The organism is Streptomyces sp. NBC_00075 (assembly GCF_045041225.1).
GTDB classification, from domain to species: domain Bacteria; phylum Actinomycetota; class Actinomycetes; order Streptomycetales; family Streptomycetaceae; genus Streptomyces; species Streptomyces adonidis.
Window position 1 is genome coordinate 7,082,132 of sequence record NZ_CP108243.1, and the last position, 18,429, is coordinate 7,100,560.

Sequence of the window (18,429 nt, forward strand, 5' to 3'; positions counted from 1 at the left end):
GGCCGTGCAGGGAAGTGCGCCTCGTCGTAGTGGCCAATCCGCGTAGGGTGCGCGGGCCCGTCTGGACCCTTTCAGTGCAGGTGGAACAGGGGTTTGGGGGTTGTTCGGCCAAGGGATGTACGGTGGCCGGAAGTTGGCTGAAAAGCATCGGGCGCGTGCGCGAAAACAGGTCAGTCGACCGGTGTAGTTCCGCCGGAGTGGCGGCCGCCGCGCGGGGTACCCGAATGGGTTCGGCTGTGCCGCCCCCGATGCGCGGCGCTCTCCTCGGCCGGCATCCGGGCCGCACCGCGCTCGGACTGCCGCAGCAGCACCCGGCACACCCCTGTCACGGCCGCCAGCCCCAGCGCCGTACCGGCCGCGCCGCCCAGCGAGGTGCCGTAGAGGACGAGCACCACGGGGACCAGGACGCAGCTGAAGGCGGCCCAGCGGACGAGGTCGCTCGCGGATTCCTGCGTCGGTGAGGTCATGGCTGCTCCCTGTGACGGTGGGTCACCGGGTTCAACGCTTGTTCGAGCGGTCGGTCACTGCTCGATCGCCGGCCAATGGTGTCCGGAAGACGTGCGCGATCGTGATCGACGTAGGCGAGATGTACGCGAACCCTGTGGAAACAGCCTGTACGTGGCAGCAACCATTGCGTTACGGGCGCCCCCTCGTGCATGCTCCCTGGAACCCCGACCGGGGCCTGTGCGGGCTATGGGCTAAGGAGGCGTGCCGCCGTACCCTTGGGGGTATGGGGTTGGGAAGATGATTCCCGGACACAGCTCCGCCGCACCCTGTCGTCCCACATCACGTCGTCCCATCACGAGGATCAAAACGCCGAGATACCCATGGCCGGTCACGAATTCCTGGATCCCGCGGACCGCAAGCGCCCCGTCGCCGATCACACGGCGGCCGAGCCCTTGGCGGCGGAAGAATCACGTCAGTCCTGCGACCCCGCGTTCAAGCACGGTGTCGTCGTCGGTTTCGACGGCTCGACGTCGAGTGAGCGCGCCCTCGCGTACTCCATCGGTATGGCCCACCGCTCCGGTTCGGGCCTGATCATCGTGCACGTCGCCAACCGGCTGCCCACCACGGTGTGGGCCGGCTGCGAGCCACCCGTCTTCGTCGACGTCCCGGACCACCGGACCGAGGTCCTCGGGCTCGAACTGGCCTGCGCCGACTATCTGGCCGAAGTGCCCTGGATCCTCGTCGAGCGCGGCGGCGACATCTGCCACGAACTCGAAGAGGTGGGGCGGGAATACGAGGCGGACGCGATCGTCGTCGGCTCGACCCACGGCATCGTCGGACGCATCTTCGGGTCGGTGGCGGGGCGGTTGGCCAAGCGGGCCCAGCGCCCGGTCGTCGTCATCCCGTGACTCCCTGCCCGTAACTCCACGTTCTCCCAGGTGAGATGTGCGAATCTACTCGTGCGTAGATGTGTTTGTGCGCTTGTGAAGGGCATATAGCGGTCACCGCACAAGCTGTACGGGCACATGCACGAAGGGAGCCCGCCGTGGACAATGACGTCTCCGCGGGAAGCACCACCACGATCCTCGGCCATCTCGCGCTCGGACTCACCCTGTTGGCCTTCGGCCTCGGGCACACCGAAGTGATCGACGGCGTCACGGCCGCGGACGCGGTCTCGCTCGCCACCTACGTCGGCGGCCTCGCGCTCTTCGTCGCCGGGCTGCTCGCCTTCCGTGACCGTGACACGTTCACCGGTACGGCGTTCGCCGCGCTCGGGGCGTTCTGGTTCACGTGGGGCGTCGGCGCCGACACCCAAGTCTCCGCCAACGCGGGTGGGTTGTTCCTGTTGCTGTTCGCGCTTGTCGCGTTGAGCCTGACGTTGGGGGCGTCCGCGTCGGCGCCGCTCACGCGGGGGGCGTACGGGCTGCTGTTCGTGGCGATGTTGCTGCTTGCCATCGCGCGGTTCGGGTCAAGTGACGGCTTGGCCAAGGTCGGTGGGTGGTTCGCTGCGGCGGGTGGGGTTGTTGCCTGGTACGCGGCGACCGCGGCGCTCGCGCACTGGCCGACTGTTCTTCCACGGCGTGCTGCCGGCCGGGGTGTGACGGCCACCGGTTAGCTGCGCAGGCTGGGGGTTTGGGCGGCCCCCGGCTATCTGGCGAACCCCCCGTGGTTGGTGGCAACACGGGGGGTTCGTTTCTTGTTCGTTGGGCTCTGACGGCCGGTGGGGGCTGGTCGCGCAGTTCCCCGCGCCCCTCGGGGCTGCGCCCCAGAGGGGCGCAGACCTCGTGCCGTCTATTCCACCGTTACCGACTTCGCCAGGTTCCTCGGCTTGTCGATGTCTCGGCCGAGGGCCAATGCCGTGTGGTACGCCAGGAGTTGGAGGGGGATGCCCATCAGGATGGGGTCCAGTTCGTCCTCGTTCTTCGGGACGACGATCGTCTGGTCGGCCTTTTCCTGGTGCTGGTGGGCCACCGCGAGGATGGGGCCGCTGCGGGCCTTGATCTCCTCCAGGGCGGCGCGGTTCTTCTCCAGGAGGTCGTCGTTCGGGACGATCGCGACCGTGGGGAGAGCGGGCTCGATGAGGGCCAGTGGGCCGTGCTTCAACTCCGAGGCAGGGTAGGCCTCGGCGTGGATGTACGAGACCTCCTTGAGCTTCAGCGAGGCCTCGCGGGCCACCGGATAGCCCCGTACACGGCCGATGAAGAGCATCGAGCGGGCCTCGGCGTACTGCTCGGCCAGCTTCTTGATCTCGTCCTCCTGGTCGAGGATCTCGGAGATCTGCGCGGGCAGCTTCCGCAGGCCCTCGATGATCCGCTTGCCGTCGCGGACCGAGAGGTCGCGGGTGCGGCCGAGGTGGAGGGCGAGGAGCGCGAAGGCCACCGTCGTGTTCGTGAAGCACTTCGTCGAGACGACGCAGACCTCGGGGCCCGCGTGCACGTACATGCCGCCGTCCGCCTCACGGGCGATCGCCGAACCGACCACGTTCACGATGCCCAGGACCCGCGCGCCCTTGCGCTTCAGCTCCTGTACGGCGGCCAGCACGTCGTACGTCTCACCGGACTGGGAGACGGCGACGTAGAGGGTGTCGGGGTCGACGACCGCGTTGCGGTAGCGGAACTCGGAGGCCGGCTCGGCGTCGGCCGGGATGCGGGCCAGCTCCTCGATCATCTGGGCGCCGATCATGCCCGCGTGGTACGAGGTGCCGCAGCCGAGGATCTTCACGCGGCGGATCTGGCGCGCCTCACGGGCGTCCAGGTTCAGGCCGCCCAGATGCACCGTCGAGAAGCGGTCGTCGATCCGGCCGCGCAGGACGCGGTCGACGGCGTCGGCCTGCTCGTGGATCTCCTTGTGCATGTAGGTGTCGTGGCCGCCCATGTCGTACGAGGCGGCCTCCCACTCCACGGTGGTCGGCTCGGCCGTGGTGCTGGTGCCCTCGGTCGTGTACGTGCGGAAGTCGTCGGCCTTGAGGGTGGCCATCTCGCCGTCGTCCAACGTCACTATCTGCCGCGTGTGGGTGACCAGCGCGGCGATGTCCGAGGCGACGAACATTTCCTTCTCGCCGATGCCCAGGACGACCGGCGAGCCGTTGCGGGCGACCACGATCCGGTCGGTGAAGTCGGCGTGCATGACGGCGATGCCGTACGTGCCCTCGACGATCCGCAGGGCCTGGCGGACCTTCTCCTCCAGGGTCTCCGCCTGGGAGCGGGCGATGAGGTGGGTGAGGACCTCGGTGTCCGTCTCCGAGAGGAACTCGACGCCGTCCGCTTCGAGCTTCTTGCGCAGGTCGGAGGCGTTGTCGATGATCCCGTTGTGGACGACGGCGACCTTGTTGTCGCCCGACATGTGCGGGTGGGCGTTGTGGTCGGAGGGGGCGCCGTGCGTGGCCCAGCGGGTGTGGGCGATGCCGGTGGTGCCGGCGAAGCGCTTGGGGACCTTGGCCTCCAGGTCCCGGACCCGGCCCTTGGCCTTGACCATCTTCAGCCCCGCCGCCTTCGGCGAGGTCACGACGATGCCCGCCGAGTCGTAGCCGCGGTACTCCAGGCGCTGAAGGCCTTCGAGGAGCAGCGGCGCCACGTCACGCCTGCCGATGTATCCGACAATTCCGCACATATATAAGTGTCCCTGTCCCTGTACGTGGATGATCTAGCCGTAGACGATGCGGCGCAGCTGCCTGAGTGTCAGCTCCGGTGGTGCCACCGCGCGGTATTTCAGGTCCGCCTCGATCCGGTCGAAGATCGTCGCGTTCACCAGGCCCTGGCCCTGGAGTTCGCGGTGGCGGCGACGGACATAATCCTCGGTCGTCTCGTCGAAGTAGGCGAGAACGTCCTGAATCACCCGTAGCGCCTCACCCCGTGAGAGGGGTGTGGTACGCGTCAGATGATCAACGAGTTCGTCGTGCACCCGACGATCCTGAGGTAAAGCGCTGGCAATCGCAAGAATCCTGCCCGATTTCGGGCAACGGTCTGTTGAAACTCTTATGGGACCCTGTTCGGGGCCTGTTCATCCTGTGTCCTGCGTAGCGATGGCTGCCCAGAGCACCTTTTTCAGCCATGGACACTCCTCGCATGGGCGTACCGGAGCAGCTCGCCGCGCGCATGAGCATGGCCGAGCAGCACGAGTACCTTCGCGCCAAGTTCTCGCGGCGCACGATGATCAGAAGCGGCGCCGTCACCGTGGGCGCCGTCGCGGGCGGTGCGTTCGTGCCGGGCGCCGCCCAGGCCGCGACGCGGACCTCCGCGCCGACGACGCAGACGTACAAGCAGACCGAGAAGGTCGACGGCGCGCTCGTCGCCCCCTTCGGCCGTCACCTCGCCTGGGGCAACGACCCCCGCACGGAGATCACCGTCTCCTGGCAGGTCCTGGTCGCGGTGAAGAAGCCCTTCATCCGGATCGGCGCCCACCCCTGGGACCTCTCCCACAAGATCGACGCCGAGATCCGCACTCTCTACACCCCGGCCGGCGTCGGCGTCAGCGCCGACCACACCCAGTACTACGTCCACGCCAAGCTGACCCACCTGCGCCCGGGCAAGACGTACTACTACGGTGTCGGCCACGCGGGCTTCGACCCGGCCGAGGCGCACCTGCTGGGCACGCTCGGCACCTTCACCACCGCGCCCGCGCACAAGGAGCCGTTCACCTTCACGGCCTTCGGCGACGAGGGTGTCGGCTACCACGGCCTCGCCAACAACAGCCTGCTGCTCGGCCAGAACCCGGCCTTCCACCTGCACGCGGGCGACATCTGCTACGCCGACCCGTCCGGCTCCGGCCAGACCTCGGACACCGGCTTCGACTCGCGCATCTGGGACCAGTTCCTCGCGCAGACCGAGTCCGTCGCCAAGTCCGTGCCGTGGATGCCGGCCTACGGCAACCACGACATGGAGGCCTGGTACTCGCCCAACGGCTACGGCGGCGAGGACGCCCGCTGGAACCTCCCCGACAACGGCCCGGACCCCGAGAACCTCCCGGGCGTGTACTCCTTCGTCTACGGCAACACGGCGGTCATCTCGCTGGACGCCAACGACATCTCCTTCGAGATCCCGGCCAATCTGGGGATCTCCGGCGGCACGCAGACCACATGGCTGGAGGGGCAGCTCAAGAAGTTCCGTGCCTCCAAGGACGTCGACTTCGTCGTGATCTTCTTCCACCACTGCGCGTACTGCACGTCCACCGCGCACGCCTCGGAGGGGGGCGTGCGCCAGGAGTGGGTGCCGCTGTTCGAGAAGTACACGGTCGACCTGGTCATCAACGGCCACAACCACCAGTACGAGCGCACCGACGTCATCAAGGCGGGCAAGGTCACCAAGAAGCTCCCGATCGGCGGGACTTCGTACCCCGAGACCGACGGCGTCGTCTACGTGACGGCGGGCGCGGCGGGCCGCAGCCTGTACGCGTTCACCGCTCCGCAGTCCTACGAGGGCCATGAGAACGAGGTCGACTCGGTCGCCTCCTTCGTCAACACCAAGGACGGCAAGGTCAACGAGACGGTCACCTGGTCGCGCGTGCGCTACCTCGACTACTCGTTCCTGCGCGTCGACGTCACCCCCGCCTCCCGGGGCCGCCTCGCCACCCTGACGGTGCGCGGCATCGCGGAGACGGGCGAGGAGGTCGACCGCTTCACGGTCGCCCGCCGCGTACGCTGAGCGTGCGCGTATGCCCCGAAGGCAGGGCGTACGAGTGAGCAGTGAGTAGTGAATGGCTGGTCCAACAGGCGGTTCTCCGGCGCGAGTTGCTACATGCGCCTGAGGACCGCCTGTTTGGCGAGGGCGAACTCCTCGTCCGTGAGTACGCCCGTCTGATGCAGCTCACCGAGTTCGCGCAGGCGCCGTAGCTGGGCGTCGTGGTCGTGTTCAACGGGCGGCGCGTTGCCGGGTGTTGCCGGTGCCGCTGCGGCAAGTTCCTTCGGCGGTGCGTCCGTTGCGTGCGCCGTCGGATGCGGCAGCCGGGCCTGGACGGCCGCCGCGACCAGTGCCATCAGCGGGTCCTTCTTGAACCCCCACAGCTCGACGGAGTTGGGGTCGTACTTCGGCGGGGCCTTGGTCGGCGCGTGTCGTACGCCGAAGCGCAGATAGCCGTTCTCCAGGCCCACCGCCGGATGCCATTCCACGGCCGCGATGTCGGCGACGGCGAGGGAACGGGGCCCGGCGGCGGCCTTCGCGTCCTCCGTCTTCCAGTTCCACTCCAGCCGGACGTGCTCACCGTCGAAGGTCGCGGTGCCGTCCCCGGCCGACACGGACAGCGGTACGGCGGGTCCGGGCAGCAGATAGCGGTCGACGGCGCCGGACGGCACCTCGTCGAGCAGCAGCGCGTTGCGGACCTCGTCCACGAAGTACTCGGCGACGCCGTACCGGTCGGACTCGACGTTCAGCAGATACGGGTCGTTGGGCTCCGCAAGCTTGCCGCCGGTCGCCTGGAGCAACGGGTCGGCGCCGTCGCGCAGCCGGAGCCTCAACCGCCCCGACTTTCTGCCCTGCTCGAAGGAGACACCAGCCAACGAGTGGAGGGGGACGGCGAGTTCGCCCAGGGTCTTGCGGAGCAGGCTGACGTTCTTGTCGCGTCCAGGGGTGAGCCGGAGGGCGTCGCCGTCGAAGACCCACGTGCCGTCCTTCTGGATGATTTCCGCCATGACGGAGATTGTTCCCGATACGTAGAGCGACGGGCACCTCGGAGGACCGTACTCCGAGGTGCCCGTCTGTATGGGGGCGCGGCTGCCTGGGTGTTGCTACAGGCCCGCGATCGGGTTCTTCAGGTTGCCGACGAGCTGGAGGGCGCCGGCCGGGTCCGCGAGGTCCACCATCTGCTTGTTGTTGCGGAGTTGGAGCCGGTTGAGGCAGGACAGCGAGAACTCGGGCGCGAACAGGTCGTACTGCTCGAACTTGTCGGCGAGTTCGGGGGTGGCCGCCTGGTAGTCGCGGACCGTGTCGGCGACCGTCCGCCAGAAGTCGTCCTCCTCCAGGACGCCCTCGGTGGCGAGGTTCGCGGCGAGGAAGCGGAAGAAGCAGTCGAAGACGTCCGTGAAGATGGACAGGAGCTTCTTCTCCTCCGGGACGTCCACGCGCAGCCGTTCGACCGTCGGCGGCAGTACCGCGTCCGGGTCCATGACGGCGATCTCCTCGGCGATGTCCTTGTAGATCGCGCGCTGCACGATGCCGTCCTTGAGGACGAGGATGACGTTCTCGCCGTGCGGCATGTAGACCAGGTCGTAGGCGTAGAAGCTGTGCAGGAGCGGGGTGAAGTAGGCGCGGAGGTAGCCGCGCAGCCACTCCTTCGGGGCCAGCCCCGATTGCTCGATGAGGGCGGCGGCGAAGGAACGGCCCTCGTGGTCGACGTGCACGAGCGATGCCATGGTGGCTAGCGACTCGCCGTCTCCGAGGGACGACACGGGGCTCTCGCGCCACAGCGCGGCCAGCATTTTGCGGTACGGGGAGTAGCGGTCGGTGGCGGCCTCGTACTCCAGGTGGCGGTAGCCGACGGCCGCGCGCTCGCGGATGATCGACAGGCCCGTCGACTTCAACACCGGGTCGTTGTCGATGAGTTGGGCCAGCCAGTCGTTGATGGCCGGGGTCGCCTCCATGTAGGCGGCCGAAAGTCCGCGCATGAAGCCCATGTTGAGGACCGAGAGAGCCGTTTTGACGTAGTGCTTCTCGGGGTCGGACTTGTTGAAGAAGGTCCGGATGGACTGCTGGGCGAGATACTCGTCGTCGCCCTCGCCCAGGCAGACCAGGTTCTTCTGGGCGACCTCGGCGGCGAAGGTGACGGTGAGCTTGTTCCACCACTGCCAGGGGTGCACCGGGATGAAGAGGTACTCGGTGGGATCGAGCCCCTGGTCGCTGAGCTTCGTACGGAAGCGGACGACCGTCTCCTGCCCCAACTCCGCGCGCAGGAAGGCCTCGTACTCGATGCCGACGCCCGCCGTGAACGCGGTGCGCGAGCGGTGCGCGGCCAGCCAGACCAGCCGGACCGGCGACGCGGTCTCGGGTGCGTACGAGAGGTACTCGTGCACGCCGAAGCCGAGCCGTCCGTTGTTGGCGACGAAGCAGGGGTGGCCCTCGGTCATCCCGGTCTCGATCGCCTGGAAGTCTCTTTTGACGAGTTCGGCGACGGGGATCTGCGGCTTGGTGAGCTTGTAGCAGGTGCCGGAGAGGGTGGAGGAGATCTCCTCCAGGTAGACCGGGAGGACCTCGTCGCTCAGGCCGAGTGATTTCTTCAGCTCGATGAAGAAGTCCAGGGCGGAGAGCGGGAGTTCGGCTCCGTCGCGGTGCCGGGAGATGGAGTCGGCGTCGACCTGCCAGTGGTCGAGGGCGTGACGTACGGCGGTGAAGCGGTAGCGGGTCAGACCGTCGTCGCCGAGTACGGCGTAGCCGTCCCCGTCCTTTTCGGGTTCGGGGGTGATGAGCCGCTCGTGCGCGAACTCGGCGAGGGCTTTGCGGATCAGGAGGCGGTTGGCCTGTGCCCAGCGCTCGGGGGACAGGTGCGCCACGGCGTCGGACAGGGTCATATCGCTACTCCTCGGGAAGCCGCTCGTGCGGCCAGGTATTGCGGGCGGGTGCAGAAGCTCAACAGGGCCCGCTTCTCGGGCTTCTGGATCTCGCGCTCGGCCACGAAGCCGACGGCCTCGTTCAGCGCGTGGACGGCCTTGTTGGTGACGTCGGGCTCGACGACGACCCGGCGGGTGCGCGGGTCGGCGAACAGCTCGTCCATCACGGCGGTGATGACGGCCCGGGTGAAGCCGTGCACGGGCGTGTCGGTCGCCGGCACCAGGAAGTGCATGCCGACATCGCCGGGCTGCGGCTCGTACAGACCGACCAGTTCGCGGTGGACGGGGTCGTACTTCTCCATCAGGAAGGCGGGTACGCCGTCCTGGAGGCCGAGGAGAGCGTGGTGGTGCTCGTCGGCGGCGACGTCCATGTAGGCACGCTCGACGTCTTCGAGTTTGGCGTCCTGCATCATCCAGAAGGCCGCCTTGGGGTGCGTGACCCAGGAGTGCAGCAGTTCGGCGTCCTTGAGGGGGTCGAGCGGCCGGAGGGAGAGATTGATCGAGGTCATGGAGGTCATACGGCGAACTCCTGGAAGGCGATGGTCTTCTCGACCGGGTAGTACTCGCTGCCGAGCAGCTCGCCGATGATGAAGCTGTTGCGGTACGCGCCCATGCCCAGGTCGGGCGAGGTGATCGAGTGGGTGTGGACACCGGCGTTCTGGAGGAAGACCCCGCGTCCGGTCGTGTCGATCGCGTAGTTGCGGCCGATGTCGAAGTTGCCCTGGGTGTCGTAGCACAGCCGGTCGCGCACCGGCTTCAGGAACTCCGGCTCGGCGTACTTGTAGCCGGTGGCCAGGATCAGGCCCCGGGTGTCCAGGGTGTACTCCTTCTCCTGCTCCTCCTGGCGCAGACCGAGCGTGTACGTCCCGCTGCCGTCCTCGTAACTCACGCTGTTGAGTGCGGAGTTGGTGAGGAGTCGGGTGGGGACGGGCCCGCCGAGGTTCTTCTGGTAGAGCAGATCGAAGATCTCGTTGATCAGTTCGCCGTCGATGCCCTTGAACAGGCCCTTCTGGTCCTGGGTGAGGCGGTAACGGGTCCGCTCGGGCAGCGCGCGGAAGTAGTCGATGTACTCCGGGGAGGTCATCTCCAGCGTCAGCTTGGTGTATTCGAGCGGGAAGAACCGCGGCGAGCGCGTCACCCAGTTGAGCCGGTAGCCGTGGACGTCGATCTCGCTGAGGAGGTCGTAGTAGATCTCGGCGGCCGACTGACCGCTGCCGACGAGGGTGATCGACTCCTTGGCCTGCAACTCCCGCTTGTTCTGCATGTACTGGGAGTTGTGGATGAAGTCGCCGGCCAGGTCGGCGCAGGCGTCCGGGATGTAGGGGGGAGTGCCGGTGCCGAGGACGAGTTTGCGGGTCCGGTATAGGTCACCGGCGACCGTACGGACGACGTACAGCTCGTCCTCATCCTGGTAAGTCACCTCGGTGACCGTGGTGTTGAAGCGGACGCTGCGCAGTTTGTTGGCTGCCCAGCGGCAGTAGTCGTCGTACTCGACGCGCAGTGGGTAGAAGTTCTCGCGGATGTAGAACGAGTACAACCGGCCCGATTCCTTCAGGTAGTTGAGGAAGGAGTACGGGGAGGTCGGGTCGGCGAGGGTGACGAGGTCCGACATGAACGGCGTCTGGAGATGGGCGCCTTCGAGGAACATCCCCGAGTGCCACTCGAAGTCGGGCTTCGACTCCAGGAAGAGGCCGTCGAGTTCGTCGATGGGCTCGGTGAGGCAGGCGAGGCCGAGGTTGAAGGGGCCGAGACCGATCCCGATGAAGTCGTAGGTCTTGTCGCTGGCTTCAGCAGTCTTCTTCATCGCTGCGGCTTCAGGAAGCGACGGAAACGACGCGGTCAACGGTTTCTCCCAGGTACTGCTCGGCATGGCCGGCGATCAGATCGAGTACGGCGGTGATGTCGTCCGTCGTGGTCTCGGGGTTGAGCAGGGTGAACTTGAGGTAGTGGCGACCGCCGACCTTCGTCCCCGCGACCACGGCCGCACCGGAGGCGAACAGGGCCTTGCGGGCGTACAGGTTGGCGCGGTCGATCTCCGAGGGGTCGGTGACGGCGGCCGGGATGTAGCGGAAGACGAGGGTGGAGAGGGAGGGCTCGACGACGACGTCGTAACGCGGGTCGGCGGCGAGCAGCGCCCAGCCCTCCTGGGCCAGGTCGCAGACCTCGTCGAAGAGCTGGCCGATGCCGTCGGCGCCCATCACCCGCAGGGTCATCCACAGCTTGAGGGCGTCGAAGCGACGGGTCGTCTGGAGGGACTTGTCGACCTGGTTGGGGATGCGCTCCTGCACCATGCGGCGCGGGTTGAGGTACTCCGCGTGGTAGGTGGCGTGGCGGAGCGTGGCCGAGTCGCGGACCAGCAGGGCGCTCGAACTCACCGGCTGGAAGAAGGACTTGTGGTAGTCGACGGTGACCGAGTCGGCGCGCTCGATGCCGGTGAGGAGGTCGCGGCGCTTGACCGAGGCGAGCAGTCCACAGCCGTACGCGGCGTCGACGTGCATCCAAGTCCCGTACTGGGAGCAGAGTTCGGCGATCTCGGGCAGCGGGTCGATGGAGCCGAAGTCGGTGGTGCCGGCCGTGGCGACGACGGCCATGGGGACGAGCCCGGCGCGCTTGCAGCGCTCCAACTCGTGGGCGAGCGCCACGGTTTGCATCCGCTTGTCGTGGTCGACGGGGATGGAGACGACGGAATCGGCGCTCAGCCCAAGGAGCTTCGCGGACTTCTTCACGCTGAAGTGGCTGACGTCGGAGGCGAAGATACGCAGTTTGGCGAAGGAGTCGCTCTTCGCCTCCTCGCGGGCCAGCAGCAGCGCCTGGAGGTTGGACTGGCTGCCGCCGCTGGTGAAGACGCCGTCGGCGGCGGGGCCGAGGCCGATGCGCTCGTTCGTCCAGTCGATCAGTTTGCGCTCGATGAGGGTGCCGCCGGCCGACTGGTCCCAGGTGTCCAGGGAGGAGTTGACGGCGGAGAGGATCGCCTCGCCGAGCACCGCCGGTATGACGACCGGGCAGTTGAGGTGGGCGAGGTAGCGCGGGTGGTGGAAGTAGACCGCGTCGCGCAGATAGACCTCTTCGAGCTCGTCGAGGGCTGCGGCCTCGTCGAGAAGGGGCCGGTCCAGGTCGATCCGGTCGATGTGGGGGGCGAGGGCGTCGACTGTGACGCCGGTGAACGGACGGTCCGTGGTGGCGAGTTTGGCCGCCACCCGCTCGACTCCTTCGGTCACGGAGCGGCGATACCGCTCCGCGGTCGTGTCATTGAGCAGGTGCGAGCGCATCGGGGGAGCCTCCGGGGGGACAGAGAGGGCGGGTGCAGGTTCGCCATGTCGAACAGCTCCATCGTGTGGAACTTAGGTAAGCCTAACCTAAGCTGGATTCCTGTACGATCCTGCCCCACCCGTAACAGCTGTGATCTAGGCCTCTGCCGTCATTCGGACTGCTCCCGCAGCTGCTCCTCGCTGAGCCCGCGCCGCCAGTAGGCGACGAAGGTGACGGCCCGACGGTCGATGCCACGCTCCCGCACGAGATGCCGGCGCAGTTCCTTCACGACGGACGACTCGCCTGCGATCCAGACGTACGGCCGCTCTGCGGAGGGGAGTTGGGCGCCTCGGATCGCCTCCAGGGCCGAGGGCGCACCTGTTCCTCCGCTCCCTCCGCCCGCGCCGCGCACCAGCCAGGTGATCTCGGCGTCGGCGGCGGTCACCAGATCCTGGATGTCCCCGGCGTGCCCGGCCTCCAGCCAGACCTGCGCCCGGGTGCCGGCGGGCAGCGATTCGAGGATCGCGGAGGCGGCCGGTACGGCGGTCTCGTCGGCCCAGATGACCACGAGATCGGCCCCGGTCGGCGGCCGGAACCGGATCGCACGGTTGTCGGCGATCGCGGGCCCGAGCAGCAGAACGCGGTCACCGGCGCCGGCCCTGGAGGCCCAGAGGGAGGCAGGCCCGGCGGGGGTGGCGGCACCCGGTTCGACGCCGTGCAGCACGAAGTCGATGTCGATCTCCGTCGTACGCCCCTGGGCATCGGCACGCAGCGCGCGAAGCGTGTACGAGCGCATCACCGCCCGTACGTCGTCCGGCAGTTCACGCCACCCCTGCCACCATCCGTCCCCCAACTCGATGGGCACGGCGGGGGCGTCCTGCCCCGGATGCGGAAGAAACAGGGAGAGGCTCTGATCGCACCCGTCGGAGAAGAAGGCGACCAGATCGTCCCCGGCGAAACTGACGCGGACGAGGGACGGACCGAGGCGGATGGTCCGTACGACGTGGAGAGCGAAGAACCGGAAAGGGGCGGTGACGGCGGTCGTCATGCGAACTCCTGATGTGATGTCAGGGGACGCGGTGACGCGCCCCGAAAGGGGCGCGGGGAACTGCGCGACCAGCCACGACGGGCCCGCAGTTCCCCACGACTTAAGACACTCACGGCGCTGATACCGGCGCCCGCTGCTAACTGACCTTCTTCGCGTTCTCGATAGCCTCCGCAAGGCTGGTGAGAAGCGGCGTGCACTTGTCGTAAGACAGAATCGGCTCCGGATTACGGGCGATCACCTGATCCGCCTTCACCGCGGGCAACTGCTTCCACGTCGCCTCGGTGATGTCGGCGGGCTGAATCGCCGACGTCCGGTTGTCCATCATGATGATGTCGGCCTTGTACTTGTCGACGTTCTCCCAGCTCAGGTTCTCGAACCAGCCACCGCTCGCCTTGAGGACATCGGCGGCGGGCTCGACGAAGTTCACGCCGAGGGCCTTGAAGTACTCCAGGTCCGTGGAGAGGTTGGAGCCGGAGACGTAGAAGATGTCCTGCGCGGCGGAACCGGCCAGCACCTTGATGTCCGGGTTGGCCTTGGTGGCCGCGCGCAGCCGGGCGGCGGCGTCCTCGAAGGCCTTCTTCGCGGCGGTCACCTTGGCGGAGGCGGTGTCCGCGCCGAGGGACTTGGCCAGCTCCAGCATGCGCTGAAGCGGCTGGTCCAGCTGGATGTCGTACACGGAGATACCGACGGTCGGGGCGCCGACGCCGAGGATCTTCTCCTTGGACTCCTCCGGGACGTACCAGAGGGTGCCGGCGCTGTCGAACATCGTGGTGGCGAGGAGGTCCGGGGCCAGGGCCGCGTACTTCTCGATGTTGAACTGGCCCCACTCGTTGCCGAGGACGGTCACCTTGGTGACGTCCAGGTCGCCGGCCTGGACGTCGGCCTTGCCGTCCTTGGTCGTGGTCGGGCCGAAGACGCCCTTGACCTCGACGCCGTAGTCGTGGAGCGCGGCGGCGACACCGATGAAGGCGACGATGCTGGAGGGCACCTTGTCGGCCTTGGCGGTCGTGCCGCGGTCGTCCTTGAACGTCCAGGGACCGGCGGCGGGAGTCGCGGCGGCCTTCGAGGCGTCCGCGTCCGAGCCACCGCTTTTCGCGTCGTCGTCCCCACAGGCGGCGAGGACGGCCCCGAGGCCGAGGGCGCCGCCTGCGGCGAGCATGCCGCGGCGGGAGAAGTGGGTGGCACGGGCGTTGGACATGAGATGGCTGCTTTCGAACAGGGCGGTTCGGCCCGCCGGACAATTCGAAAGGTAGGTTAGCCTAACCTCAGCTGATGTCCAGAGGGTGGTTCCGGGAAGTGGAACGCCCGGGGCGGCGTGTGCCCGTTTCTGTGAACGACCTGTGCATCGAAGGTGTGCGGCCCGTTTAGGTGATTATTCAAGCGCTTGGGCGATGTCTGCACCGCGAAGGTGAAGGAGGCCCAGGCGGCTCGGGGGAGAGGTTGCTGAACGGCCGCAAGGCCCGACCCCGGCGGGATCGAGCCTTGCGAGAGCATGCCGAGCGGTCACCGGAAGCGCGGTTTCCAGCCAGGACGGCCAGGGGACGACAGGTCGGCCAGGGTCACGACAGGACGACCAGGACTACGACAGGACGACAGTCGCCCCCTTCTGGAAGACGGTGTTGCCGCCGTCGTCGTGCCAGTCGATCTCCACGCCGTCGACGAAGCCCGAACTCACGACAGTGCAGGCCGAGTTGCCGGCGGACACCCCACGGGCCGGGGAGGCCCCCGGTGAACCGTCGTCGTCGTTCCCGGCGGTGACGAGCAGACCGTCGGCGAAGACCTTCGCGGTGGTGTTCCGCACCTTCAGTCCGGCGTAACCGCCCCCGCCCGTACCGCCGTTGCGGCCGTCGCGGGTCAGCCGGCAGCCGCTGAGCTGGAGGATGCCCTTGCTGTCGGTGTTCTGCACGTTGATGCCGTCGTAGCCGTTGCGGTCGGTGGAGCAGCCGCTGAACTGGATGACCCCCTGCCAGGTCCGCATCACGAAGCCCTCCTTGGCCGACCACTCGGCCCGGCAACTGGTGAACGTCGAGTTGCCGGCCCCCGCGATCCACCAGCCGGAGCCGTTCCCGCCGAGCACGTACACGTCGTGCAGGACGGAGTCCGTGGAGTTGTTGAGCGCGATGCCGAAAGTCCCCGGCCAGAGGACGGAGACCCGGTCGAAGTGCAGACAGAACGGCGCCTGCGGGCCCGCGGGCACGGCCTCGTTGTACGTGGTGTTGATGCCGTGCCCGGTGACCTTCCGCACCTGCACGTCCCGCAGTTGGAGGTGCTGGACCTGCCCGACGGCCCGGATCCCGTCGACCTCCGCGCCGCCCGCCGGCAACGCGCTGCCGTCGATGGTCAGTTGAAGGATCCGCACCTCGACGGACTTGGTGGCGTACCCGCCCCGGAGCTGGTCGAGCACCAGCACGACGGCCTCACCCGTGAACCCCGGCAACGGCTTCAGCCCGAACGCCGGGTCGGCCGCGCCCCATTCGTTCTCGCCGCCGCCGTGGGTGCCCTGGAGGGTGACGTACGGCGGTATCCGCACCGGCGCGCTCGTACGGTACTGACCCGCCGGCAGATACACCGTGTTGCCGGGCTCGCAGGCGTCCAGGGCGGCCTGGATGGCGAGGGTGTCGTCGGTGGTGCCGTCGCCGGTGGCGCCGTAACCGCGTACGTCGTGCCACCCCAGGCCGTCGACCTCGGGCACGTCCCCCTCGGCGGCGGTCGCGGTCGCCGACCCGATTCCGGTGAGGGCGGTGGCGGTGACACCGACTGCGGCTCCGCCGAGGAAGAGTCTCCGGGTGCGGGGAGCCTCGTACCCCGCACCCGGAGTGCTCTGCGTGTTTCCCATGTGGTGAATCCCCCTGAAGCTCAGTTACGGATGAGTAGGTGTACTCATGCCGAGGCGGCCGTGCGCGGGCCATTGTGAACGCACTGCATCACACGACGCACCACACGCACCGGAGGCCATCATGAACAACAACCGCCGCAACCTGCTCACCCTGGCCACGGACAACTGGCTCTCCCGCGCCTACCTGGCCGTGGTCGCCGCCGCGACGGGCTTCTTCCTGTTCGACACCTTCTTCGTCACCCACGCAGACGCCTCGATGTCGGGCGCGGTCCCGTGGCTCCTGACGGCCCCCTTGAGCCTCCTGTACACCCTCCTGCCGGAGGGCACCCTGAACGGCACGGGCAGCGGGGCGTTCCTGGCGCTCTACCTGGTGGGGATCGGGGTGGCTGCTGTGGCGAACGCGGCCTTCGTGGGGCTGGCGCTGCGCAGGATCCGTCCGGCGTCGGCCCGTACCGTCGGTGGCGTCTGATCGCGCCACCAGCCGCGCCGCCGAAAGCCACTCCGCCCGCCCGGCCCCCGTACGAGATCATGCGCCCCATGTCCACCACCTCCCGCCGCCACCTCCTGGCCGCCATCGCGGCCTCCGCCGCCTCGGTCCCCCTCGGCGCCCTGACCGTCGCCCCCGCACGCGCCGCCGCCGACTCGGCAGCAACCGTCCAGCCCTTCCCGGCCCCGAACGCCCTTGCCGCAGGCGCCCGTTCAGCAGTGACGCTCCCTCCGCTGGACGCCTCCTACTTCGCCCAGCTCACCCTGGGCACCGCCCTCACCGCGACCGTGCTGCCAGGGACCCCGGCCCGCACCGAGGTGACCTCCGGCGGTAAGCGGGTCGCGCTGCTGACGCACGGTGCGCGGACCGTCGTACTGGCGGGGCCGGAGCGGACGTTCGTCGAGAACAAGCGGCCCTTCGTGGACGACTTTCAGCGCACTCTGCCGGATGTGAGCCTGCCGGAGGATGAGCGGGCGTACTGGGGAACCTCGCCCGGTGGCGGGAGTTGGGCCACGCTCGGGGGTGGCGACACCGACTACTCGGTCGTGCCGGGGGCCGGGAGGATCGCCCTGACCACGGACGGCGTCAGTCGGCATGCCAGCTTGCGCGACGGTGAGATCACCGACGTCGATGTGCGTGCCGTGGCCTCCTTCGACAAGGTGCCCACGGGGGAGGCGTGTTCGTACGCGCTCACCTTTGGTTACCAGAGTCCGCACGGCAACTACCGGGCCCGGCTGTCCTTTCTCACCACGGGCGCCGTCCAACTCCGCGTCGAGAAGGAAGTCGCCGACGTCGTCAGTCAGTTGGTGCCCGCCGTGAGCCTTGCAGGCGGAGTCGCGGCCGGTACCGAGTGGACCATCCGCGTGCGGCGCGAGGGGACGGCCATCCGGGTCAAGGCGTGGGCCTCCGCGTCGGCCGAGCCGGTCGCGTGGGCCGTCGAGACCAGCGATCCCACCTTCGGCAAGGGGCGCGTGGGGCTGCGCGCGCTGGCCAATACCGGGTGCACCAATCTGCCCGTCACCCTCACCGTCAGCCGGTTCCAGGTCGACGCCGCCAACTGGGACGTCCCGCCGAGCGTCACCCACGGCGACTGGGTACGGGTGCTGCCCCAGCCCTTCGACGGGACGTGGAGTGAGCCGACGGCGGCCGTCGTACGCGGGTGGGTCGGGTCCACCGCCCCCGACGTGCTCGCCCACGCTGCCATGTTCCTCGGCGGCGCGCCCGCCGTCACCGCCGGAGCCGGGCCCGCCCAGGGCAAGCAGGTGCTCGGCGAGGCCGGGTACGGGTATCTCGATCCTCAGGGCTACCGCTACGAAGGCGCCGACTTCCACGAGTACATGGGCGTCGGCTGGACCTTCGACGACGGCGTCCACACCGGGCCCTCCAGCAAGCAGGTCGGCAATCTCGACTGCTCGGGGTACGTGCGCATGGTGTACGGCTACCACCTGGGCGTTCCGCTGGCCGCCGGCGAGGACACCACCGGGCTCCGTATCCCGCGCAAGTCCCGGCACATGGCCGACCACACCCCGGGCGTGCGCATCGACCGTACCGACGGCACCAACCCGCCCGCCGCCGCGCTGCTCCAGCCCGGCGACCTGGTCCTCTTCAACGCCGACTCCGGTGACGACAACCCGACGGTCACCGTCGATCACGTCGGCATCCATCTGGGGCTCGACACGGGCGGCAAGCGGCGGTTCCTCTCCAGTCGCAAGACCGTCGACGGGCCCACGATGGCCGACCTCGGCGGCGCCTCGCTGCTGGACGGGACGGGGACGTACGCCACGGCCCTGCACACCGTGCATCGAGTCTGAGGATCCTGGGAAGAGGAG

The 18,429-nt window shown here is 68.3% G+C and carries 16 protein-coding genes; 5 read left to right on the plus strand and 11 right to left on the minus strand.

The window, feature by feature from the left end; genetic code table 11:
- Positions 1-170: 170 nt before the first annotated feature.
- On the minus strand, positions 171-467 hold the full coding sequence (locus tag OG787_RS31040; protein ID WP_405537280.1) for a hypothetical protein: 297 nt from the start codon (positions 465-467) through the stop codon (positions 171-173).
- Positions 468-827: 360 nt separating this feature from the next.
- On the opposite strand from OG787_RS31040, the gene OG787_RS31045 reads away from it, so the two are divergent.
- Positions 828-1,355 (plus strand): universal stress protein, encoded by a 528-nt coding sequence (locus tag OG787_RS31045; RefSeq protein WP_105974383.1) that lies wholly within the window; start codon positions 828-830, stop codon positions 1,353-1,355.
- Positions 1,356-1,492: 137 nt separating this feature from the next.
- Positions 1,493-2,062, plus strand: a complete 570-nt coding sequence (locus OG787_RS31050) for a GPR1/FUN34/YaaH family transporter (RefSeq protein ID WP_369037557.1) — start codon at positions 1,493-1,495, stop codon at positions 2,060-2,062.
- A gap of 176 nt (positions 2,063-2,238) precedes the next feature.
- Here OG787_RS31050 and glmS read toward each other — a convergent pair whose 3' ends face one another.
- Both glmS and OG787_RS31060 read right to left on the minus strand, forming a co-directional pair.
- Positions 2,239-4,056, minus strand: coding sequence for a glutamine--fructose-6-phosphate transaminase (isomerizing) (glmS, locus tag OG787_RS31055; protein WP_405537281.1), 1,818 nt, complete (start codon positions 4,054-4,056; stop codon positions 2,239-2,241).
- Positions 4,057-4,089: 33 nt separating this feature from the next.
- Positions 4,090-4,347 carry a hypothetical protein gene (locus OG787_RS31060; protein ID WP_164313127.1) on the minus strand — a complete coding sequence of 86 codons (258 nt, stop codon included), beginning with the start codon at positions 4,345-4,347 and terminating at the stop codon, positions 4,090-4,092.
- Positions 4,348-4,511: 164 nt separating this feature from the next.
- On the opposite strand from OG787_RS31060, the gene OG787_RS31065 reads away from it, so the two are divergent.
- Complete coding sequence (locus OG787_RS31065) at positions 4,512-6,086, plus strand: purple acid phosphatase family protein (RefSeq protein WP_405540642.1); 1,575 nt, start codon at positions 4,512-4,514, stop codon at positions 6,084-6,086.
- Positions 6,087-6,175: 89 nt separating this feature from the next.
- Here OG787_RS31065 and OG787_RS31070 read toward each other — a convergent pair whose 3' ends face one another.
- From OG787_RS31070 to OG787_RS31105, 8 genes are all read right to left on the minus strand, one after another.
- Positions 6,176-7,069 carry a DUF4429 domain-containing protein gene (locus tag OG787_RS31070; RefSeq protein WP_405537282.1) on the minus strand — a complete coding sequence of 298 codons (894 nt, stop codon included), beginning with the start codon at positions 7,067-7,069 and terminating at the stop codon, positions 6,176-6,178.
- Positions 7,070-7,165: 96 nt separating this feature from the next.
- On the minus strand, positions 7,166-8,941 hold the full coding sequence (locus OG787_RS31075; protein WP_405537284.1) for an IucA/IucC family protein: 1,776 nt from the start codon (positions 8,939-8,941) through the stop codon (positions 7,166-7,168).
- A complete protein-coding gene (locus OG787_RS31080; protein WP_405537286.1) occupies positions 8,938-9,498 on the minus strand; it encodes a GNAT family N-acetyltransferase in 561 nt (186 codons plus the stop codon). The genes OG787_RS31075 and OG787_RS31080 overlap by 4 nt, the downstream gene beginning before the upstream one ends.
- Entirely contained in the window at positions 9,495-10,784 is a 1,290-nt protein-coding gene (locus tag OG787_RS31085) for a lysine N(6)-hydroxylase/L-ornithine N(5)-oxygenase family protein (RefSeq protein ID WP_405537288.1), read from the minus strand. The genes OG787_RS31080 and OG787_RS31085 overlap by 4 nt, the downstream gene beginning before the upstream one ends.
- A gap of 10 nt (positions 10,785-10,794) precedes the next feature.
- Positions 10,795-12,249, minus strand: a complete 1,455-nt coding sequence (desA, locus tag OG787_RS31090; RefSeq protein WP_405537290.1) for a lysine decarboxylase DesA — start codon at positions 12,247-12,249, stop codon at positions 10,795-10,797.
- 149 nt (positions 12,250-12,398) lie between these two features.
- On the minus strand, positions 12,399-13,277 hold the full coding sequence (locus OG787_RS31095; RefSeq protein WP_405537291.1) for a siderophore-interacting protein: 879 nt from the start codon (positions 13,275-13,277) through the stop codon (positions 12,399-12,401).
- Between the two features lie 136 nt (positions 13,278-13,413).
- Positions 13,414-14,475, minus strand: a complete 1,062-nt coding sequence (locus tag OG787_RS31100; RefSeq protein WP_369037549.1) for an ABC transporter substrate-binding protein — start codon at positions 14,473-14,475, stop codon at positions 13,414-13,416.
- A gap of 381 nt (positions 14,476-14,856) precedes the next feature.
- Entirely contained in the window at positions 14,857-16,113 is a 1,257-nt protein-coding gene (locus OG787_RS31105) for a glycosyl hydrolase family 28-related protein (RefSeq protein WP_405537293.1), read from the minus strand.
- Between the two features lie 121 nt (positions 16,114-16,234).
- On the opposite strand from OG787_RS31105, the gene OG787_RS31110 reads away from it, so the two are divergent.
- A complete protein-coding gene (locus OG787_RS31110) occupies positions 16,235-16,582 on the plus strand; it encodes an SCO4225 family membrane protein (protein WP_405537294.1) in 348 nt (115 codons plus the stop codon).
- 68 nt (positions 16,583-16,650) lie between these two features.
- Positions 16,651-18,411 (plus strand): hypothetical protein, encoded by a 1,761-nt coding sequence (locus OG787_RS31115; RefSeq protein WP_405537296.1) that lies wholly within the window; start codon positions 16,651-16,653, stop codon positions 18,409-18,411.
- The last annotated feature ends 18 nt before the right edge of the window (positions 18,412-18,429 follow it).